Source organism: Pantoea sp. LS15, assembly GCF_012241585.1.
Taxonomy (GTDB): Bacteria; Pseudomonadota; Gammaproteobacteria; order Enterobacterales; family Enterobacteriaceae; genus Enterobacter.
The window spans coordinates 42213-60966 of the sequence record NZ_JAAVXA010000012.1 but is presented as its reverse complement, the minus strand read 5'-3'; the positions used below and the strand labels follow the sequence as shown (position 1 = coordinate 60966).

At 51.2% G+C, this 18754-nt stretch carries 19 protein-coding genes; 4 read left to right on the top strand and 15 right to left on the bottom strand.

The annotated features are described in order from the left end of the window. Nucleotides 1-13: 13 nt before the first annotated feature. The 9 genes from ldtE to HED65_RS16765 all read right to left on the bottom strand — a co-directional run bounded on the left by ldtE (nucleotide 14) and on the right by HED65_RS16765 (nucleotide 9092). Entirely contained in the window at nucleotides 14-1027 is a 1014-nt protein-coding gene (ldtE, locus tag HED65_RS16805) for a L,D-transpeptidase LdtE (protein ID WP_114979427.1), read from the bottom strand. Between the two features lie 97 nt (nucleotides 1028-1124). After that, the gene (sufE, locus tag HED65_RS16800; RefSeq protein WP_114979426.1) at nucleotides 1125-1541 is read right to left on the bottom strand and encodes a cysteine desulfuration protein SufE; all 417 of its coding nucleotides are present in this window, start codon (nucleotides 1539-1541) and stop codon (nucleotides 1125-1127) included. A gap of 14 nt (nucleotides 1542-1555) precedes the next feature. Beyond that, nucleotides 1556-2776 carry a cysteine desulfurase SufS gene (gene sufS / locus HED65_RS16795; RefSeq protein WP_114979425.1) on the bottom strand — a complete coding sequence of 407 codons (1221 nt, stop codon included), beginning with the start codon at nucleotides 2774-2776 and terminating at the stop codon, nucleotides 1556-1558. Further along, nucleotides 2773-4044: a Fe-S cluster assembly protein SufD gene (sufD, locus tag HED65_RS16790; RefSeq protein ID WP_114979424.1), complete on the bottom strand. Its 1272-nt coding sequence runs from the start codon at nucleotides 4042-4044 to the stop codon at nucleotides 2773-2775. The genes sufS and sufD overlap by 4 nt, the downstream gene beginning before the upstream one ends. After that, on the bottom strand, nucleotides 4019-4765 hold the full coding sequence (gene sufC, locus HED65_RS16785; RefSeq protein ID WP_063142936.1) for a Fe-S cluster assembly ATPase SufC: 747 nt from the start codon (nucleotides 4763-4765) through the stop codon (nucleotides 4019-4021). The genes sufD and sufC overlap by 26 nt, the downstream gene beginning before the upstream one ends. A 9-nt stretch (nucleotides 4766-4774) precedes the next feature. After that, complete coding sequence (gene sufB, locus HED65_RS16780) at nucleotides 4775-6265, bottom strand: Fe-S cluster assembly protein SufB (protein WP_114979423.1); 1491 nt, start codon at nucleotides 6263-6265, stop codon at nucleotides 4775-4777. 8 nt (nucleotides 6266-6273) lie between these two features. Further along, on the bottom strand, nucleotides 6274-6642 hold the full coding sequence (sufA, locus tag HED65_RS16775; protein ID WP_028017260.1) for a Fe-S cluster assembly scaffold SufA: 369 nt from the start codon (nucleotides 6640-6642) through the stop codon (nucleotides 6274-6276). Nucleotides 6643-6952: 310 nt separating this feature from the next. Next, nucleotides 6953-7684, bottom strand: coding sequence for a MerR family transcriptional regulator (locus HED65_RS16770; RefSeq protein ID WP_114979422.1), 732 nt, complete (start codon nucleotides 7682-7684; stop codon nucleotides 6953-6955). 187 nt (nucleotides 7685-7871) lie between these two features. Further along, complete coding sequence (locus tag HED65_RS16765) at nucleotides 7872-9092, bottom strand: diguanylate phosphodiesterase (RefSeq protein WP_108090126.1); 1221 nt, start codon at nucleotides 9090-9092, stop codon at nucleotides 7872-7874. A 342-nt stretch (nucleotides 9093-9434) separates the two neighbouring features. Here HED65_RS16765 and ycgZ point away from each other — a divergent pair, with 342 nt between their 5' ends. From ycgZ to fdhF, 4 genes are all read left to right on the top strand, one after another. Then, complete coding sequence (ycgZ, locus tag HED65_RS16760) at nucleotides 9435-9674, top strand: regulatory protein YcgZ (RefSeq protein WP_028017257.1); 240 nt, start codon at nucleotides 9435-9437, stop codon at nucleotides 9672-9674. Nucleotides 9675-9678: 4 nt separating this feature from the next. Beyond that, nucleotides 9679-9999, top strand: coding sequence for a hypothetical protein (locus HED65_RS16755; protein WP_114979421.1), 321 nt, complete (start codon nucleotides 9679-9681; stop codon nucleotides 9997-9999). A gap of 29 nt (nucleotides 10000-10028) precedes the next feature. After that, complete coding sequence (locus tag HED65_RS16750; protein ID WP_114979420.1) at nucleotides 10029-10307, top strand: biofilm/acid-resistance regulator YmgB/AriR; 279 nt, start codon at nucleotides 10029-10031, stop codon at nucleotides 10305-10307. Nucleotides 10308-10499: 192 nt separating this feature from the next. Then, the gene (fdhF, locus tag HED65_RS16745) at nucleotides 10500-12650 is read left to right on the top strand and encodes a formate dehydrogenase subunit alpha (RefSeq protein WP_114979419.1); all 2151 of its coding nucleotides are present in this window, start codon (nucleotides 10500-10502) and stop codon (nucleotides 12648-12650) included. Between the two features lie 39 nt (nucleotides 12651-12689). Here the strand turns inward: fdhF and HED65_RS16740 are convergent, their stop codons facing one another. The 6 genes from HED65_RS16740 to HED65_RS16715 form a co-directional block, all read right to left on the bottom strand. Further along, complete coding sequence (locus tag HED65_RS16740) at nucleotides 12690-13292, bottom strand: helix-turn-helix transcriptional regulator (RefSeq protein ID WP_114979418.1); 603 nt, start codon at nucleotides 13290-13292, stop codon at nucleotides 12690-12692. Nucleotides 13293-13365: 73 nt separating this feature from the next. Further along, nucleotides 13366-13878 carry a fimbrial protein gene (locus tag HED65_RS16735; RefSeq protein ID WP_114979417.1) on the bottom strand — a complete coding sequence of 171 codons (513 nt, stop codon included), beginning with the start codon at nucleotides 13876-13878 and terminating at the stop codon, nucleotides 13366-13368. A gap of 11 nt (nucleotides 13879-13889) precedes the next feature. Next, entirely contained in the window at nucleotides 13890-14837 is a 948-nt protein-coding gene (locus HED65_RS16730) for a fimbrial protein (RefSeq protein ID WP_114979416.1), read from the bottom strand. Then, entirely contained in the window at nucleotides 14838-17327 is a 2490-nt protein-coding gene (locus HED65_RS16725; protein WP_411266782.1) for a fimbria/pilus outer membrane usher protein, read from the bottom strand. A 96-nt stretch (nucleotides 17328-17423) separates the two neighbouring features. Continuing rightward, nucleotides 17424-18101 (bottom strand): fimbrial biogenesis chaperone, encoded by a 678-nt coding sequence (locus HED65_RS16720; protein ID WP_114979414.1) that lies wholly within the window; start codon nucleotides 18099-18101, stop codon nucleotides 17424-17426. A gap of 58 nt (nucleotides 18102-18159) precedes the next feature. Beyond that, nucleotides 18160-18690, bottom strand: coding sequence for a fimbrial protein (locus HED65_RS16715; RefSeq protein ID WP_114979413.1), 531 nt, complete (start codon nucleotides 18688-18690; stop codon nucleotides 18160-18162). Nucleotides 18691-18754: the final 64 nt, after the last annotated feature.

The window sequence follows — 18754 nt, the reverse complement described above, 5'->3', positions numbered from 1 at the left end:
CTGCATCAAACAGCTACTGCGTCACCTTCTCCCCTTCATCTTCCGCTACTGCAGCAGACGCCTGACTGTTCTGCACCGACAACACGTTATTACTGGCTGATGGCGCGCTACCCGACGATACAACAACCGGGATCCCGGCACGGCGTGATAGGGCCTTATTGATAAGCGCTTTATCACTTCCCGCCTGAGAAACAAACGTCGCAAAGTCTGCGGAATGCGTGATTGGCGATACCTGCGGATTTTCGCCCTCAACCTGCGCCAGCGGACGGTGGACTTCAATATAGCGTTTACCATCGGGCTCGACGGAAAACTTCACGGGCTCATTGATAATCTGTACCCGCGTGCCAACTCGCACCTGTTCGAACAGAGCTTTAATGTCCGGGGCGTTCATCCGCATGCAGCCAGAGCTGACCCTCAGGCCGACGCTGTCCGGCGCGCTGGTGCCGTGGATCAAGTATTCCCCATTACCCACGCCTAAACGCAGTGCAAAGCGTCCTAGCGGGTTATTTGGTCCGGCGGGTACAACCGGAGGCAATTTAATCCCCTGCTCCAGAGAGCGTGCTCTGATGCCCGGTGTTGGTGTCCAGGTGGGATTAGGGATTTTCTGGCTCACACGCGTAGTCGTGACCGGTGTTTCCAGCCCCAGTTGTCCGATGCCGAGTGGAAAGACCTGAACCCTGTTTTCACCCGGTGGGAAGTAGTAGAGACGAAGTTCAGCAAGGTTAACCACAATACCCTCACGCGGCGTATCCGGGAGTAGCATCTGCGACGGGATAGTAATAACCGTTCCCGGAGCAGGGTTCACCGGCGCAATGGTATTATTTGCTTCAAGGATGACCTGGGCTGCAGTGTTAAACCGGCGGGCAATGGTCTGCAGTTTATTATCCCCTTCCTGTATCGTGTAAGTTTGATTTTGCCCAATCAGACGACTGCCTGCGGGCGGCAACGGGTAATCCATCGCACGAGCCGAATGAAGAGCACCGAGCGAACCAAGAAGTAATAGAGTTATTAGAGACGCGCGCTTCATGCTGAGATTCCTTATTCACTGACAGAACGCCAGAAAGCTGAAAAACCAGCGAGGCGGGAACCACCTCGCGAAACAGAATGAATGCTGTTTTGTAAGTCTAGCTAAGGATTGCAGCTTTAGCGCGAATGGCGCGAATCATCGCTTCGAGTCCCTGGGAACGGGAGGGGGTGAGGTGTTGAGTCAGGGCCATTTTTTCAAACCATGGGCGGACATCAAACGCAACAATGTCCTGCGCCGACATCTGGTGATAAAGAATAAACACCACGGCGATAAGCCCTTTCACAATTGCCGCATCACTGTCGCCGTGCAACTGGATTGTGCCGTCGCGAGATTGCTCCATCACAATCCATACCTGGCTCTGGCAACCCTGAATAGTATTCTCCGGGTTATGCGCCTCTTCACTGAGCGGGGGTAAACGCTGTCCCAGCTCAATAATATAGAGATACTTCTCTTCCCAGTTCGCGCAACGCCCGAAGTTACGCAGCAATTTATCTTTGTCCGGCAACTCTGCCATATTTCGCCTCTCCGTTAGCCCAGTAACTGGTGAATACGTTTTAACCCTGCCACCAGTCTGTCGACCTCTTCCATTGTGTTGTACATCACCAGCGAAGCGCGACACATTGCCGGCACCTGGTAAAACGCCATCAGCGGCATGGCGCAGTGGTGTCCTGTACGGACCGCCACGCCGTAATTATCAAGGAAACTGCCCACATCATAGGCGTGGTGTTTCCCGAGATTAAACGCGATCACCCCTTGCCGGTCAGCAGGGCCGTACAGGGTCAGACCTGGCACGCTGGCAAGTTCCGCAAGCGCGTAATGCATCAGCAACTGCTCATACTCCTGAATGGCATCAAGACCCATCGCCGAGACATAAGAAACCGCTGCCCCCAACCCGATAATCCCGCCAGTGTTAGGTGTCCCCGCCTCAAAACGCCACGGCGCGCGGGCGTAAGTAGTCCCTTCCGACAGACTGACGGTGGCGATCATCGACCCGCCCCCTTCCCACGGCGGCATCGCCTGCAGGATGTCCTCTTTAACATACAACACGCCAATCCCCGTCGGGCCGTACAGCTTATGCCCGGAGAAGACGTAGAAATCACAGTCCAGCGCCTGAACATCAACCGCGTGGTGCATTACCGCCTGAGCACCGTCAATCAGCACCTTCGCGCCGGCCTGATGGGCTTTCTCGACAATCTCTGCGACCGGGTTTTCCGTACCCAGCACGTTGGAGACCTGAGTTACCGCCACCAGCCGGGTTTTATCGTCGAGCAGTGCGTCAAACTGCTCAAGCTGCAGCGTCCCGTCTTCATTCAACGGAATGACCCGCAATTGCGCACCTACACGCTCACAGAGCATCTGCCACGGTACAATATTAGCGTGGTGCTCCATCTGGGTGATGATGATGTTGTCACCTGCGTGAACCTGCGCGTTGCCCCAGCTGTTGGCGACAAGGTTGATCCCCTCCGTGGTACCCCGCACAAACACCAGCTCTTCCGGCGACCGTGCATTGAGAAAGGCGGCTATTTGCGTACGGACATTCTCCATGCGTTGAGTTGCTTCCGCACTCAGCGTATGGATCCCCCGATGCACGGCGGCGTAGCCGTGACGGTAGAACTCGGCTTCCGCATCCACCACCTGATTCGGCTTCTGCGCGCTGGCCGCACTGTCCAGGTAGGCCAGAGGAAGACCGTTCACTTCACGGGTCAGAACCGGAAAATCTGCCCGCACTTTCTCTACGGGAAAACTCATACTTCGCCTCCAGGCAGACGCTGACCAATACGGCCCAGCACCTGCTGTTTTAACAGGCCATCGTGCAACGCTTCCGTCAGTTCGGCGGCAAACGCATAGATAATCATTTTCTGCGCCGCCTGCTGGTCGATGCCGCGGGAACGCAGGTAGAACATCTGCTCATCATCAATCCGCCCAACTGTCGCACCATGGCTGCATTTCACGTCGTCGGCATAGATCTCCAGTTGCGGCTTGGTATCCACTTCCGCCAGTCGTCCCAGCAGCAGATTGTTGTTAGTCATCTGCCCGTCAGTTTTAATCGCGTGTTGTGCCACATTAATCAGGCCATTAAACACCGCACGTCCTTTGTCGCTGACAATGGTTTTGTGCAACTGGCGGCTGTTGCAGTAGCCTTTGTTGTGTTCAAGCCAGGTGCGCGTGTCGCACACTTCCGATTTGACCGGCATCGCCAGGCTGTTGATGCGCAGCGTGGTGTTTTCACCGTTAAGCTGTGTGCTGGTGTTATGGCGCAGCACGGCGCCCCCGAGCAGAAAACTGTGGCTGTAGGCTGCGGCATCCTGACCGAGTAAAATATCGTTATGGGCGAAGTGGTGACTCTGCGCATTCTCAAACGCCAGCTTGATATGGTGAAGCTGGGCATTGGCGGCAACGTTCATCGTCAGACGTGATCCGGTAAAGTGTCGGGTATCGTTGAGGCTGACGTAGTGCTCAATCACCGTAGCTTCCGCCCCCTCAGCCAGTTCAAGATGATGGCGGTAGTGAGCCGTGTTGATCTCATCACCGTCCAGCCCCTGGGTGATATGCATCAGCAACAGCGGTTTGGCCGGACGCTGGTTACGCTTCACATGAATATGCGTCACAGACTGCGCCAGACTTTCGGTGAGATGCAGAAACACTTCCGGCTGAACTGCTGTCGCCAGGCTCTGGCGATCGTCGTTAATCTCGATGCCGAACCCGCTCTCCTGCGTGTCATCACTCAGTTCCGGACGGAACTGACCATCGACAAACACCAGACGCACGGCATCCACGCTTAGTGCCAGCGCATCGCGCTGCACCGGAGTGATATCCGCCAGACGAGTGACAAACTCACCGTTCATCAGGCCATCAAGCGGGGTGTATTTCCAGTTCTCATGCTTGCGAGAAGGCAGACCGAGACGCAGCATCTGCTGTAAATGCTGCTGCGCCTGCTCAGAGCGTGTCTCTCCCTGGGCTTCAAACAGCCTGTGCCACTGCTGGAGTGCATTACTGCTGTTCGGTAAGCCAGCCATAACCCTGCTCCTCCAGTTGTTTAACCAGCGTAAAATCACCCGATTTCACAATGCGCCCCTGGTAAAGCACGTGGACGTAGTCCGGCTTGATGTAGTCGAGAATACGCTGATAGTGGGTGACGATAATGAACGAACGCTTACCATCGCGCAGGGAGTTAACGCCGTCAGCGACAATCTTCAGGGCGTCAATATCCAGACCGGAGTCAGTCTCATCCAGAATGCACAGCTCAGGCTCCAGAACCGCCATCTGCAGGATGTCATTGCGCTTTTTCTCCCCCCCAGAGAAACCAACGTTAACCGAGCGGGTGAGCAGATCTTCCGGCATTTTCAGCAGCTTGATCTTCTCTTCCATCAGGTCCTGGAAATCAAAGCGATCCAGCGCCTCCAGACCGCGATACTTGCGCACCGCATTCAGCGCCGTCTGCAGGAAGAACTGATTACTGACGCCAGGGATTTCTACCGGGTACTGGAAGGCCATAAAGATGCCCTCTCCTGCACGATCTTCCGGGGACATTTCCAGCAGATCTTTGCCGTTAAATTCGACCGATCCATTGGTCACCTCGTAATCTTCGCGTCCGGCCAGCGTCGCTGAAAGCGTACTTTTCCCGGAACCATTTGGCCCCATGATGGCGTGAACTTCACCCGGTTTGACGTCAAAATTGAGGCCACGCAGGATCGCTTTATCTTCCACGCTAACCTGTAAATCTTTAATACGTAACATGTGCTTTCCTTAACCGACGCTGTGTTCAAGACTAATGGCGAGGAGTTTCTGAGCTTCAACGGCAAATTCCAGAGGCAGTTCAGAGAACACGTCCTTACAGAAGCCGTTCACAATCATCGAAATAGCATCCTCTTCGCTGATCCCGCGTTGCAGGCAGTAGAAGAGCTGATCTTCCCCAATACGCGACGTCGTCGCCTCGTGCTCAAGCTGGGCGGTATTGTTACGGCACTCAACGTACGGGAAGGTATGCGCGCCGCAGTCCGCGCCAATCAACATCGAGTCACACTGGGTAAAGTTGCGCGCATTGGTGGCCGTCGGCATGATTTTCACCAGGCCACGATAGCTGTTCTGGCTGTGTCCGGCGGAGATGCCTTTCGAGATGATGGTCGACCGGGTATTTTTCCCGATGTGGATCATCTTGGTCCCGGTATCGGCCTGCTGATGGCCACTGGTCAGCGCCACCGAGTAAAACTCACCGATGGAGTTATCCCCACGCAAAATGCAGCTCGGGTATTTCCAGGTGATAGCCGAGCCCGTTTCTGACTGGGTCCACGACATCTTGCTGTTTTCACCTTCGCACAGCGCACGCTTGGTCACGAAGTTCAGGATGCCACCGGTATTGCCGTCGCCCGGGAACCAGTTTTGCACCGTCGAGTATTTCACCTCGGCATCTTTATGGATGATGACCTCCACTACCGCCGCGTGTAGCTGGTAGCTGTCTCGCACAGGGGCGGAACACCCTTCAATGTAGCTGACGTAGCTGCCCTCATCGGCTACCAGAATGGTCCGCTCAAACTGGCCAGTTTTTTCGGCGTTGATGCGGAAATAAGTCGAGAGTTCCATCGGACAGCGCACACCTTTCGGCACATAGATAAAGGTGCCATCAGAGGCGACCGCCGCGTTGAGCGCCGCAAAGAAGTTGTCGTTAGAGGGCACCACAGTGCCAATGTACTTTTTCACCAGATCCGGGTGCTCGTGAATGGCTTCACCGAAGGAGCAGAAAATGATCCCCTGCTCTGCCAGCTTTTCACGGTAGGTGGTTGCCACTGAGACGGAGTCAAAAATGGCGTCCACCGCCACCTCTTTCCCCTCACGTACGGGCACGCCCAGTTGGTTGAAGGCTTCTTCCACCTCTTTGCTGAGGAAGCTGTTTTCAGCGCCAGTCTGCTGTACGGCACCAGGCTGGGAGGCACAGGTATCATCGCAACTGCCGCAGGAGGGTGCGGAGTAGTAGCTGTAGTCCTGATAATTCAGCTTGTCATAATGCGCTTTCAGCCAGTGCGGCTCTTCCATCTCCAGCCACGCGCGGTATGCGCTCAGGCGAAACTCCAGCATCCACTCGGGTTCATTACGTTTGGCCGAAATCGCCCGAACGACATCTTCGTTGATGCCTTTCGCCAGTTCATCGGTCTGCAACTGGGTAAAGAACCCCTCTTTATAGTTGAGGTGTCCCCCGCTCCAGGTATTTACTTCACTCGTTGCTTCAGTATTACGAGACATAGTTCCGCCTATACCCCAAAGCTTTCGCCGCAGCCGCATTCGTTCTGGGCTTTCGGGTTGTGAAATTTGAATAACTGATTTAAACCTTCCCGTACGTAGTCCACTTCTGTACCGTCGATAAACGGCATGGCTTGCAGGGCAACGTACAGTTTTGCGCCGTCGGTTTCGAAGACCAGATCATCTTTCTCGGGTTCTGTGACAGTGTCGAGCACGTATCCGAAGCCCGCGCAGCCAGTCTGTTTGACACCCAAACGCACACCGAGGATCTCAGGTTTTTTCGCGACCAGCTCGTGAATATGTGCCGCCGCCGCTGGCGTGAGCGTTAAACCGCGCCAGGTAAAATCGGCAGGATTGAAGGTTTCTGAATGCAGTTCCATAGGTCCACCTCATCTGATTAGCCATCAGGGCATAACACCATGTTAGTGATAACGATTATCACTTCAACCCTCTGACAGCAGGGGCATTCGGCTAAACCGCCCTTTTTGGCTACTTTTATTAAGCATAGACCCTGTCAGGGGATGCGTGGGGGATGGATTTAATTGTTCAATGCTTTGATAAATAATGGATTATTCGTGCAGAAAAACAGGGCAGAGAGGAAATGTAAAATATGCATCGGAAATGCCTATTTTTAAGATAGACGATGCCCGGAAAGCGACACCGATAAAAAAAGGCCTTCAGGGCCTCTGATTATCCGTGATGAAATGTGACAGAGAAACCCTGTTCCCGCCAGTGATCGAGTTGTTCCTGCTGACGAGGTGTTGGCGATTTCCCCGTCCAGACGAAGATTTTTTGCCCCGGGAAAAGCTCCGGACGTGGTGAGTCAATAGGTTCCGCCAGCACATCAATATGCCAGCCTTTCTGCGTTAAGCGTGCGGCCTCAAGCCACAGATGGGTACGGTCGTCGCATTCCCAACCAATAAGCAACGCGTCTTTGCCCGCTTTCTTACGCGACTCTGTCAGGCTTGCAATCGCGAATTCAATCAGAACACCGTCAAGCAGGCTCGCCATATGACGCACTGTATTCTGGTCCTGATTCATCCGCTGGCGGACGGGAGAGATAATATTATCAATGAGCGCATCCAGCGCGTGATCGCGGCGGAATTCACCTATTTTGGCACGCAGTTTTGCCGGACTGGCGTAACGCAAAACGGTCATCATCTCTTCCTGGAATGAAACCCAGTTACCTGGAGTCAACACGTCCTTATTTTCCAGTAAGGCTTTTACTTTTCCGACCGAGACGCCGCTTTTCATCAGGCGCTTGATCTCTTCAATACGCAGGATATCTTCATCGTCAAACTGACGATGACCCCCTTCGCTGCGCTGCGGCTTCAACAATCCATAACGGCGCTGCCAGGCACGCAGCGTAACGGGGTTGATACCGCATAGTTCGGCCACTTCGCCGATACTGTAATAGGCCATTAACTCCCTCACGCACAGTACTTCCATACCCAACTACACCAACCTTATCAGATTGTACAAACCATTTGTATAACTAAGACCTCGTTTTAAGCAGGTGATTGCGTTACAAGCCATTTACCTGTTAATACATTGTTGTATAAATTTTATCGTTCGTACAGTCACGTCAATCGAACTGTGTACAACTTTTTCAGAACTCGGACTTTTTCTCTGGCCACGCAATAGCCGGAATTCCGCCATGCCGGGGGCTGGCAAAAAGGTGTCCCTGAAACTGAGAAATTCCCGCAGATTCCAGCCACATCCACTCTTCCGCCTTCTCCACGCCGACCGCGCAGAACTGAATTTCAAGGGAGGTACAGCACTTGATAATCGCCTGAATAATAGCCTGTCGGGGACCGCTTTTGTGAACGTTCGCGACCAGATCGCGATTAATCTTAATTCTGTCCGGCTGGAACTGTGCCAGTAACTGTAACCCTGCAAAACCGGCACCAAAGTGATCGATCGTTACACTGATACCCGCACTTTTTAACTGTCTGACCGAATGGGTAAATTCCTCAAAACGGGAAATGGCTTCGCTCTCCGTAAACTCCACCACAATTTGCTCGGGCACAAAGCCATTTGCATCAATCGTGGTGAGCAGGAAGTCCACGGCATTCGGAACATTAACCAGCGTCATAGGTAGCAGGTTGAGGGATAATGTCTGATCCTGTAGCCCCAGCGCACTGGCCATTGAGAGCGCAACTTGCTTGCTGTGCAAATCAGATGCGTACACGTCGTCACGTGGGCGATTGGCGAAGTACACACCCGGTGAATCCCCGGAAGGCGTGCGGAGAAGCGCCTCCCAGGAGACGACCTGCTGCATGAACGGATCCACGATGGGTTGAAATGCAAAGCTGCAGTCCGCCCCTTTTGCCACCACCTCAGGTTGTGCGGATAACGGTGTTTCTTCGGGGATAAAATCCCATGAATCCGCAGGAGGCAATTCAAAATAGTTGGCTTTCTCCGTAGCCTCGACAAAGGTGCGGAAAAATTGCAGGGGACGGTCATTGTATGTCAACTGATAACGTGTAGTGCCTTTGTTGAGCACCTGCTGAAGTACCTCTTCCCTGTCGAACTGGCGCAAATCAAACAGCTCCATGCCCACGTTACCAAAACGTCGGGTCGGCCCGTGATCACGCATCAACTCCACCACGTTATGGTGGCGTGCGTCCTTACAGATCTGCTCATAGATTGACGAAACGTGTTCCACTGGCCCTTCGAGCAATTGAAAAAAATGTGTGCCGTTAAACAGCAAGATCCCCGTGACATTGGATTGCCGATTTTTACTATTTGCAGCAGCGACCATTTTTTCCAGCGCTTTCACTGGAACGTCCTCGCAGATATGACTGCGGTAAATGATGGTTGTAAGCATGCTATTCCTGGGGGGGGTTAGGGTTATGACCACAAAAACATGTGGATAAGGATCTGTTATAGCACATTAATTGCCTGACAAATAATTTACATCTCAATCATTTACGCCATTTAATGACTCCATTTTCTGCTCTGTACAACTTAACCGTGCAGCTCTGATTTGTACAATATATCCTGTAAAGATACCGTTTCACAATACACTCATAACATACTGAATCTAAATAATTTAATAAATAACATTACAAATAACTTCTAAATCTGTACATTTTTTATGTACAGATTTAGAAATTGTGTATACCTTAAATGTAACGTTACTGATTACGAATTTTTACAGGAGTGAAACATGCAACAGAACGGTTATGTCGCAGATTCGGCAGCAGCGATTGCACAGTACTTCGAAAAAGCCGCACTTCCTACTCAGCAGGAGACATTGGGCCAGGTCGTGGTTGAAATTCTTAGCGACGGGCGAAACCTCAATCGTAAATCGCTCTGTACCAAACTGTTAAGCCGCCTCGAAAGGGCCGATGGCCCGGAAGAGGAACAACATTATCACATGCTGCTTGGTCTGCTCTTCGAGCGGTAATGCCATGAACAGCAGTGACGCAGATCGTCTGATAGACCAGCTTATCGGTGAAGCCGTTCTTTCTCTTCTGAAAGAGCGAGGGCCAGTGACGACCGAAGGTTTGCTACAGCGTCTGCGAGTGATGGAAGTGCATGAACAGGATCCCTGGCGGCGGGAGACACTCGCGGAGCTTATTGCTGAGATCAGCTCAAACAGCAACGCCTTTATACGTCGCAGAACCGCGCAAGGACGGACGAACAGAGAGGGATCTCTCAACGAGAACAGAAACAATGTTGTGCCGTTATTTGGAAATGGAAAACCATCCGATCCCCAAAAAATACATTGACTGTCATTCAACAGCTACGGTGAGAACAAATGAGACAAAATATTCAGCTTCAACCCGAATACCATTCTGCTTTTCTGGAAAGTGCGCTGTCGGAATATTTCCGTCACGCAGGCGATCGTTTTGCTGAAGAGTCCGCTGTTTTTTCTACTGCAGTACGCTGTGTTCTGGCCTCCGAAGGGCATCTGTCCAATAAAGCGATCATTCTCTGGCTTATTCAGACGCTGGAAGCGACCAGCGACGTCGTTCAGGCAGATGTCATTCGTAAGACTCTGGAGATCGTAGTGGGTTACACGATGGACGATCTTTAATCACTCTCCCCTCAACGACGACTAACGTGTCATCGTCAAAACTGACGACAGGTCTGACGATGACACGTTCCTTCTATGAATAACTCCCTGTAAAACAAGCATAGTAAACCTGGCATAGTTCCTGCTAATCACTGTTTACGGGGCTGGGTTTCCCAGTCAACTTTGCTTCATTTCTTAACAGGTCTGTTATTGATGAAAAAGATCGCCAGCGTCTGCCCCTACTGCGGTGCAGGCTGTAAATTAAACCTTGTCGTTGAAAATAACCGTATTATCCGTGCCGAAGCGGCAGAGGGCGTCACTAACCAGGGCACCCTGTGTCTGAAAGGATTTTACGGCTGGGATTTCCTCAACGACACCCGTCTCCTCACCCCACGTCTGACCCAACCGATGATCCGTTACCACAAAGGAGAGGGATTTACTCCCGTCACCTGGGAAGAGGCAATCCGCTATACAGCCCACAAACTCAGTAGCATTAAAGAACAGTACGGCCCCCGGTCGATCATGACCACCGGCTCCTCTCGTGGTACCGGGAATGAAACCAACTATGTGATGCAGAAATTTGCCCGTGCGGTGCTGAACACCAACAACGTCGACTGTTGCGCACGCGTCTGTCACGGCCCTTCCGTTGCTGGCTTACAGGAAACGTTGGGCAATGGTGCGATGAGTAACTCCATCAACGACATCGAAAATTCAAAATGTCTGCTGGTTTTTGGCTATAACTGCGCAGACTCTCATCCTATCGTCGCCAGACGTGTGCTGAAGGCCCGGGAAAACGGCGCGAAAATCATCGTCTGCGATCCACGTCGCATTGAAACCGCGCGCATTGCCGACCAGCATCTGCAACTGAAAAACGGCAGTAATATGGCGCTGGTTAACGCCTTTGGTTATGTGCTGCTGGAAGAGGAACTCTACGACAAAAACTACGTTGCGCGTTTTACAGAAGGGCTTGAGGCCTATCGTCAGACGGTAAAAGACTATGCGCCAGAGAATGTCGAACAGCTCACCGGCATTCCCGCCCGCGATGTTCGCCAGGCAATGCGTACTTTTGCGGCGGCACCTTCAGCCACCGTGATGTGGGGTATGGGTGTGACGCAGTTTGGTCAGGCAGTCGATGTGGTCAAAGGGCTTTCCAGCCTGGCACTGCTGACCGGCAACCTTGGACGACCTGCCGTTGGCGTTGGCCCCGTACGCGGGCAAAACAACGTACAGGGTGCCTGCGATATGGGGGTTCTGCCAAATATGTTCCCGGGTTACCAGGACGTCACGGACCCGGCAATCAGGCAGAAGTTCGCTGATGCGTGGGGGATTGACGTCAATAAAATGGACGATCGTGTCGGAACACGCATAACTGAAGTGCCACACCTTGCACTGGAAGGTAAGGTCAAAGCCTATTACATCATGGGAGAAGATCCGCTTCAGACCGAGGCCGATCTCGGGCTGGTTCGCAGCGGTTTTGAGGCCCTCGACTTTGTAGTGGTGCAGGACATCTTTATGACCAAAACAGCAGAAGTGGCGGATGTTCTTCTGCCCGCCACCTCCTGGGGCGAACACGGCGGCGTCTTTACCTGTGCCGACAGGGGGTTCCAGCGTTTTGGCAAAGCCATCGAGGCCAGCGGTAACGTGAAGCGCGACTGGGAGATCATCAGCCTGCTCGCAAGCGAAATGGGCTACCCGATGCATTACGAATCTAACCAGCAGATCTGGGACGAGATGCGTGAGTTGTGTCCTCTCTTCTTCGGCGTGACGTATGAAAAAATGGGCGAGATGGGCCATGTGCAGTGGCCGTGCCCGACGCTGGATCATCCGGGAACGCCGTATCTGTACAAAGACAATCAGTTCGACACCCCAAGCGGTAAGGGGCAGCTCTTTGCCGCACCGTGGCGCGCGCCGGCGGAAACCCCGGATGCGGATTTCCCGCTGGTGCTCTGTACGGTACGCGAGGTGGGACACTACTCCTGCCGCTCCATGACCGGGAACTGCGCCGCGCTGCAAAGCCTGGCCGACGAGCCAGGCCGGGTGCAAATGAACCCTGCCGATGCAGCTAAACTTGGCATTACAGACGGGCAACTGGTCTGGGTGCGTTCGCGTCGTGGTAAAGTGATTACCCGCACCAACATTAGCGAGCGTATCAACGCCGGGGCGGTCTATATGACCTATCAGTGGTGGATTGGTGCCTGTAACGAACTGACGCAGGATAACCTCGATCCCATCTCCAAAACGCCGGAGACGAAATATTGTGCGGTACAACTGGAAGCCATTGAAGACCAGCGCTGGGCTGAGGACTTTGCGGCTACCGCGTATCAAACAATGAAAATGCGGTTGATTAGCGCAGTGAACGTCTGAGGAAATGCCGGGTGGTTAGCCACCCGGCAATATAATTGTTCATGCTGAACTATTTTCTGCCAGTCTGTGTAGAAGTGATATGAGTTCATAATCATTTCTAATATCGAATTTTTGCATAATCATATATTTATGGGTAAACACTGTCTTCTCGCTAATGTTCAATACCTGTGCAATCTGTGTAAAAGAAAGTCCCTTATATAATTCCATCATAATTCGAATCTGCTGAGACGAGAGTTTTTTATGATGGCAGTCTAAACAAGAGTTTTGATTCCATAAATAACCAGGTTGCATTGTCTTATACCAGGCGATAAAAAGGTTTTCTCTTACCGTAGCAAGCGAGGCTCGTCGTGAGATAAGAATAATACCCGATAAACATGACAGTGTTGTCTTATTGCGAAATTCATCATCAATCAGACCTATCACGATGCTTTTCTTACGTGACCGTAACACTGGAATACAGGTAAACATCTCACCTGCGCACAACGAGAGCACGATAATATCCGCAACACTGACGCTGTCATATGTGAACTGGTTCGTAAACTGAACCTGTTCTCTGAACCCATGCTGAAATAAATCAGCGAGGATGACCTGCAACCCATATTGAAACAGCACATCAGAATCTTTAATAATAATATTCAACATAACTTATTCCGCTGTAAAAATGGGGCGCCTTTGATAATCAACTCTTACATTGTTTTTCAAAATGTCTGACTACTTAATTGTATTGCATAGTCATGATGACGGCGGCATTGATACTTCCAGGCGTCGCGCCGCCTGAAACAGATTTGACCCACGCATTCATAGCTATCGTTGCCGTCCTGTCTGCCGCAATATTTTGCGCCACACTGGAGCCTGTTCCCTTAAGGGTATCGGTTTCTACGTCGCTCATGGCGACAGCAATGTTCGTGGCAGAGCCGCTGTTCATGTAGTAGTCTGCACCCGCAACCGGGTCAGGGTTTCCATTGAACGTAACAGTAACGCGACGAGTCCCCAACGGACAATTGCTGAACAGCAGGCTGAATGAAACCGGATCAGATGTTGACCCCGGCGTTACCATATTTGATGCCTGAATATTGCCAAGGTTAATACCCAGGCTCGAATTTCCACCATTAAAGACACAGGGAGATGCCACAATATTTCCCGTCACACCAATATTAACAACATCGGCGGAAAAAACCTCGCCACTGGCTAAGGCAAGAAAAAGTATTATTTTGTTCAACGTGTTCATTAACTTACCTGCTACTGATAGGTCAAATTAAGTGTGGCGGAGGCATTGGCCGAGCCCGATTCAACATTCGTTAGCGTTTGATAATAACGAGCGGTTAACGGGAGCGTTTCTTGCCCCCCCGCAGATTGCTTCAATAAAAGACGACTATTCATGACCAGTGGCGCGCCGTTATATAACAGCTGTACACCTACACCTTTTGCCGTACCGGTATTCCCCTGTCCCGTTAAGGCCATAACACTGGTATTTGCACTATCCGGATTCTGTATTCCGCTTAGCGAGACATTGATGTTGGCTCCGGCGCTGCAGTTTAGCCCGAGATTTTGTGTATTTTGTGCACCTGCTGGCGTCGTCCCCACACCACCATTGAATGCTGAAGCAGGTACATCACCAATAGCAAATGTCATCTGAGGTGTGTTAATCGTGCATGCAAGCGAATTAATGGTGCCACTGGTAAGCTGAGTCGGCAGTCCGTCGCGGTAAACACCATCACTTCCCTGAATTGTCACCACACCTATCACACCAGGCGCTAAAGCACCTGACGACACAGGGCCGGTAACAACCAACTCAATTCGACCGCCATACCAGTCCACGTATGATGTCTGCGCATTATAAGAAAACGTATTACTCGGGTTTTCAAAATAAGCATTCGAAGAAAACCGAATACCGATGCCGCTGATATTTGTATTGTAAACATGATTTCCGTAGTTACTGAGCGTGGCATTATTATATCGCATGCTAAAACCCAGCATTAATGGGTTCGTGCATCCTGTCAAATAAGAACCTGTTGTTGTCGCTGCACCGGAAAAAATTACCGTTCCGACAGGCGCATCCCGTTGCACATTAATTGTTCCCACCGATAAAGTTGAAAGCTGCGGCACTATTGTTGTACATGTTCCGGCCCAGGAAATGTTCACTCCGGAAAGTAAGCCAAACAGTAAAAAAAGAGTTATCGATCTCATCTAACGTTCCTGTCGACAAAGGGCGCTAACCTCAGTTATGCCGTTGTAAGATTCGTGCTTCGGAAGGCTGAAATCAGCCCGGCAACGCTGACTGGATTGATTCCCCCAGATTGCGATAACCGTCCCCTGCTCGCTCATACCGGTTAAATAGACCTGACCCCGATCCCCCACAATAACACTGCGGTTATCTTCACCAATGAGAGTGACCACTGCACCGAACGGAACATAATGGTCGTTATCCGTTAACGTGATTAACACCCTTCGCCCAATCCGGGAAACATAGCTGGCTTTCACCACCGCGCCGCGTGTTGGTGTTACCGTACGTGTATTAATTTCCAGTTCCACATCATCAGGCATATTTTCCGGATTGAGTGTGAGATCGTTTTTTCGATACACGGCCAGGTTGCTGACCACCGTATATCCCCGATAATCCGTTCGCACGCCAGATTGATTTCGAATATCAACACCGTGCGCACCAGGTGCTTTAATCAGCGCATTGGTTTCCCCCAGGGGTTGAGAAAATGTGATGCCATCGGCGTGCGCGATAATTCCCCCTTGTAACCCGTAATTAAAGCGCTCGCTGCTCTTGTCGTAGCCATAGCCCGCCATCACCTCAGCGTAGGTACCTTTATAGTCTCCGTTCATGTTGCCGGTGTACCCTGTCCCATTTGTTCCGTACCCTTGTTGTACGTTCCAGTTCAGGGCTCGGTTTTCGAGAGCCACGCCATTCATACCGATGTTATGCGTGGTACCGTTATTTCTGCTGGTGTTCAGGTTATAGTTGGCCCACGTCTGCGGCAGAAATTTATCCAGCGGCACGTTGACGTTAAATGCCAATAGCTGGTCCCGGTCATAGGTTTTGCTGCTATCACTTCCGTAGGCCGCTGAACTCGCATTTTTGCTGTACGTCCAGGTTACGCCGTAGCTGATGTTGTGCCAGTAGTTGCTATATCCGATGCTCCAGGAATCCATCGACTTACCAGAATTCCAGTAATTTTCACGTACCGCACTTAAGGTCAGAGAACCCAGACTCCCTCCCAGCGTCTGACTCATGGTCAACTCCATTCGATTACGTCGTCTGTCCTGCAGGGCACTGCTGTCCCCGTAAGAGTCCAGTACTTCCTGCATCCCGTAGTAACCGCGGGTTGAATAGCGGTATCCCGCAATCGAAAAGTTCGTACCGGTATCGACAACATTCTTGCTGTATCGCGCGCGCAAGGACTGCCCCTCTGTTTTTGCCGTTTTATCCGGCGTGGACCAGCCCTGGGTGATATCTGCCGAGAGAGCCCCTAAATCCCCCATGTTTTTACCCATCCCAAAGGCAATCGCCTGATACTGACTCGACGCCTGCAACCCGCCGTAGAGAGTGAGACCATGCGGGAGGCCATAAATAGCGGTGAGTTGCCCGAAAGGGGTTTTCTCGACGCTACTGTTAAAGGAACGATACTGCCCCCCGGTGAGGGCATATTTCAGACGCCCCTCCCGCTGCAGTACTGGCAATGAGGCATACGGTAGCGTGAAATGTTGTTCACTACCGTCGGCCTCTTTGATCGTCACATCGAGATCGCCTGCGCCTCCGGTTGGGTACATATCCGCGATCTCAAAGGTGCCAGGGGCAACGTAGGTCTGGTAGATCTGATAGCCATTCTGGCGCACCACTACCTGCGCATGAGTGCGGGCAATACCACGCACCACAGGTGCATATCCCTTCAGAGAATCTGGCAGCATGTCATCATCCGATGCCAACTGCGCCCCGCGAAAAGGAATACTGTCGAACACGTCAGCTGACGTGGAACTGTCCCCGATAGTGAGTTGCCCTTTCAGCGGAATCACGGCCCGTTGCACATAAGAATAAACGGTGTCCCATTTATTCTGACCTGAGTCATCCCGGGACCAGGTGGTGTAATTTCGAAACCTCCACGGCCCGATGTTGATCCCGGGGCGCAGGTTGGCATATTGGCTATCACTATTAGCCCCCTCACGCCATCTCGCCCATGTGTTTGCTCCACTAAAGCTGTAATTGAGCATGGCGGCATTAATGCCCTCGTCCCACATTTCCGGTGGCACATAACCACGCGCCGGAAGATCAATGGCGGACTGAGGAATACTGATAACCAGGCGCTGTGCACCAAACTGAAAATCCGTACTGGCCTGCGGAATAGCCTGAAGCATGGCACATTCACTTTTTGCTGAGGCAAGCAGAGGGAAAAGTGCCGTTTTCACGCCCCACCGTTTTAATTGTTCTATGCTCAGGCAGGGTTGCAATACATTATTACCACTTTCGGTCTTCACTGTTGCAAAGGTAATATCCCGTGTTTCCATAAACTGATCATCAAGAATAATGTCAACATGGTATGTTCCCGAAGCCTGAGTTCCGGATTCAAAGGCAGATAAATCTGCCTTTCCCATTCCGGGGTTATCCAGCTCAACCAGTTCAGTATTAAACGTTTCATTTGCATAAAGCGCTGACGATGAACCCGTAAATACCATGGTAATAAATATCACCAGGCAGACACAGCGAGCTTCATTATGTTGAACAATCATTGAAAGTAACCAGATTAATTCGGGTATTACCTGTTGTAAAAATTACAAACTGGCCTGATGCAACACACCAGGACTGCCATAGTCATTGATAACTTTAAAGGTGACCGTATTACCACCAGCCCCGTCCGGTAGCTGAAACCGGGTGGAAGCACCGGGTAATACATACGACACATCTTCAAGTTTTCTTCCACCTACGGAAATTTCATTGAAATTGATAATATAGCGCGTTGGATTCCTGACCTGAATTTCATTCCCGGCTCGTTGCCAGGATAATTTATTGGCTTGTTCCTCTGGTGTTGACGCGCGAAGTCCCTCAGGACGATAAATCAATTTTATGCGCGTTTTCACAGCAATTTGTAAAGAGTTCATCTGCTTCGTGGCAGAGGGAATCGCTTTGATATTTAGCCAGAACAAACTCTCCTGTTCCTGAGAGAGCGAACCGGTCATGACAATTCGTTCAATATTTTTCAGTCCGCCATCCAGGCGATAAAGCGGTGGTGTAATGATAAAAGGTGCTTTACCAGAAACTCCTTCAGGTGTATCAATCCAGGATTGTATTAAAAAAGGGGTACTATCAGGATTTTCTATGCTCACTGAAGCTTCTTTCTTCGTACCGTCAAAAATAATACGTGTACCGCCAATAATGACTCCGGCATTAGCTATTGAAAACGTCAGCGGTAACAGTGCCACGATCAACCCGGTTGTTTTGATAATATGCATTTTATATCTCACCACACAAAGGGGCCGGGACAGCCCCATACTGAGTACTGCGAAGGGATTAGTTATAAATCACAGAAAAGTTGGCAACTGAGTTAGCCGGACCCGCGGTTACAGCTGCCGCAGTTGAAATATACTGCGCGTAGAAATTTAACGTGTTATCGGCAGTACTGCTCAGCACATAGTTATAGCTATTGCTGCCGTGCAGTGGCAGATCCGCTTTATCCGCTGTCATCAGGTTGATCGCCACCCCCGTCGCCGCGCCTGCAACCGAGGAGTCAATCGCCAGAAGGCTGGCATTGGTTGCATCTGGTGTGCCATCAAAACGTACTTTGGCGTTAGTGACTGTAACCGGGCAGTTTTTCAAAATAATATTGAACTGTGTCGCCGCAGTTTTTGCCCCCGTGGTTGGAAACTCAGTTTTATAATAATCCCCCAATACCACGACCTGATTCTGTGATGCCACATCAACATCGCAGGCAGAATCCAGAATATTGCCGTTAAAGTTAACAGTACCCGCGGCAGCCAAAGCATGTGTCATTGTAAAAGCTGAACTTACCGCCAACATTGCTGTAATCATTTTATTTTTCATAATACTATACCTGCATCACTTTATTTATTACTGACATTCAGACAACAGCACATAAATTGTGCCC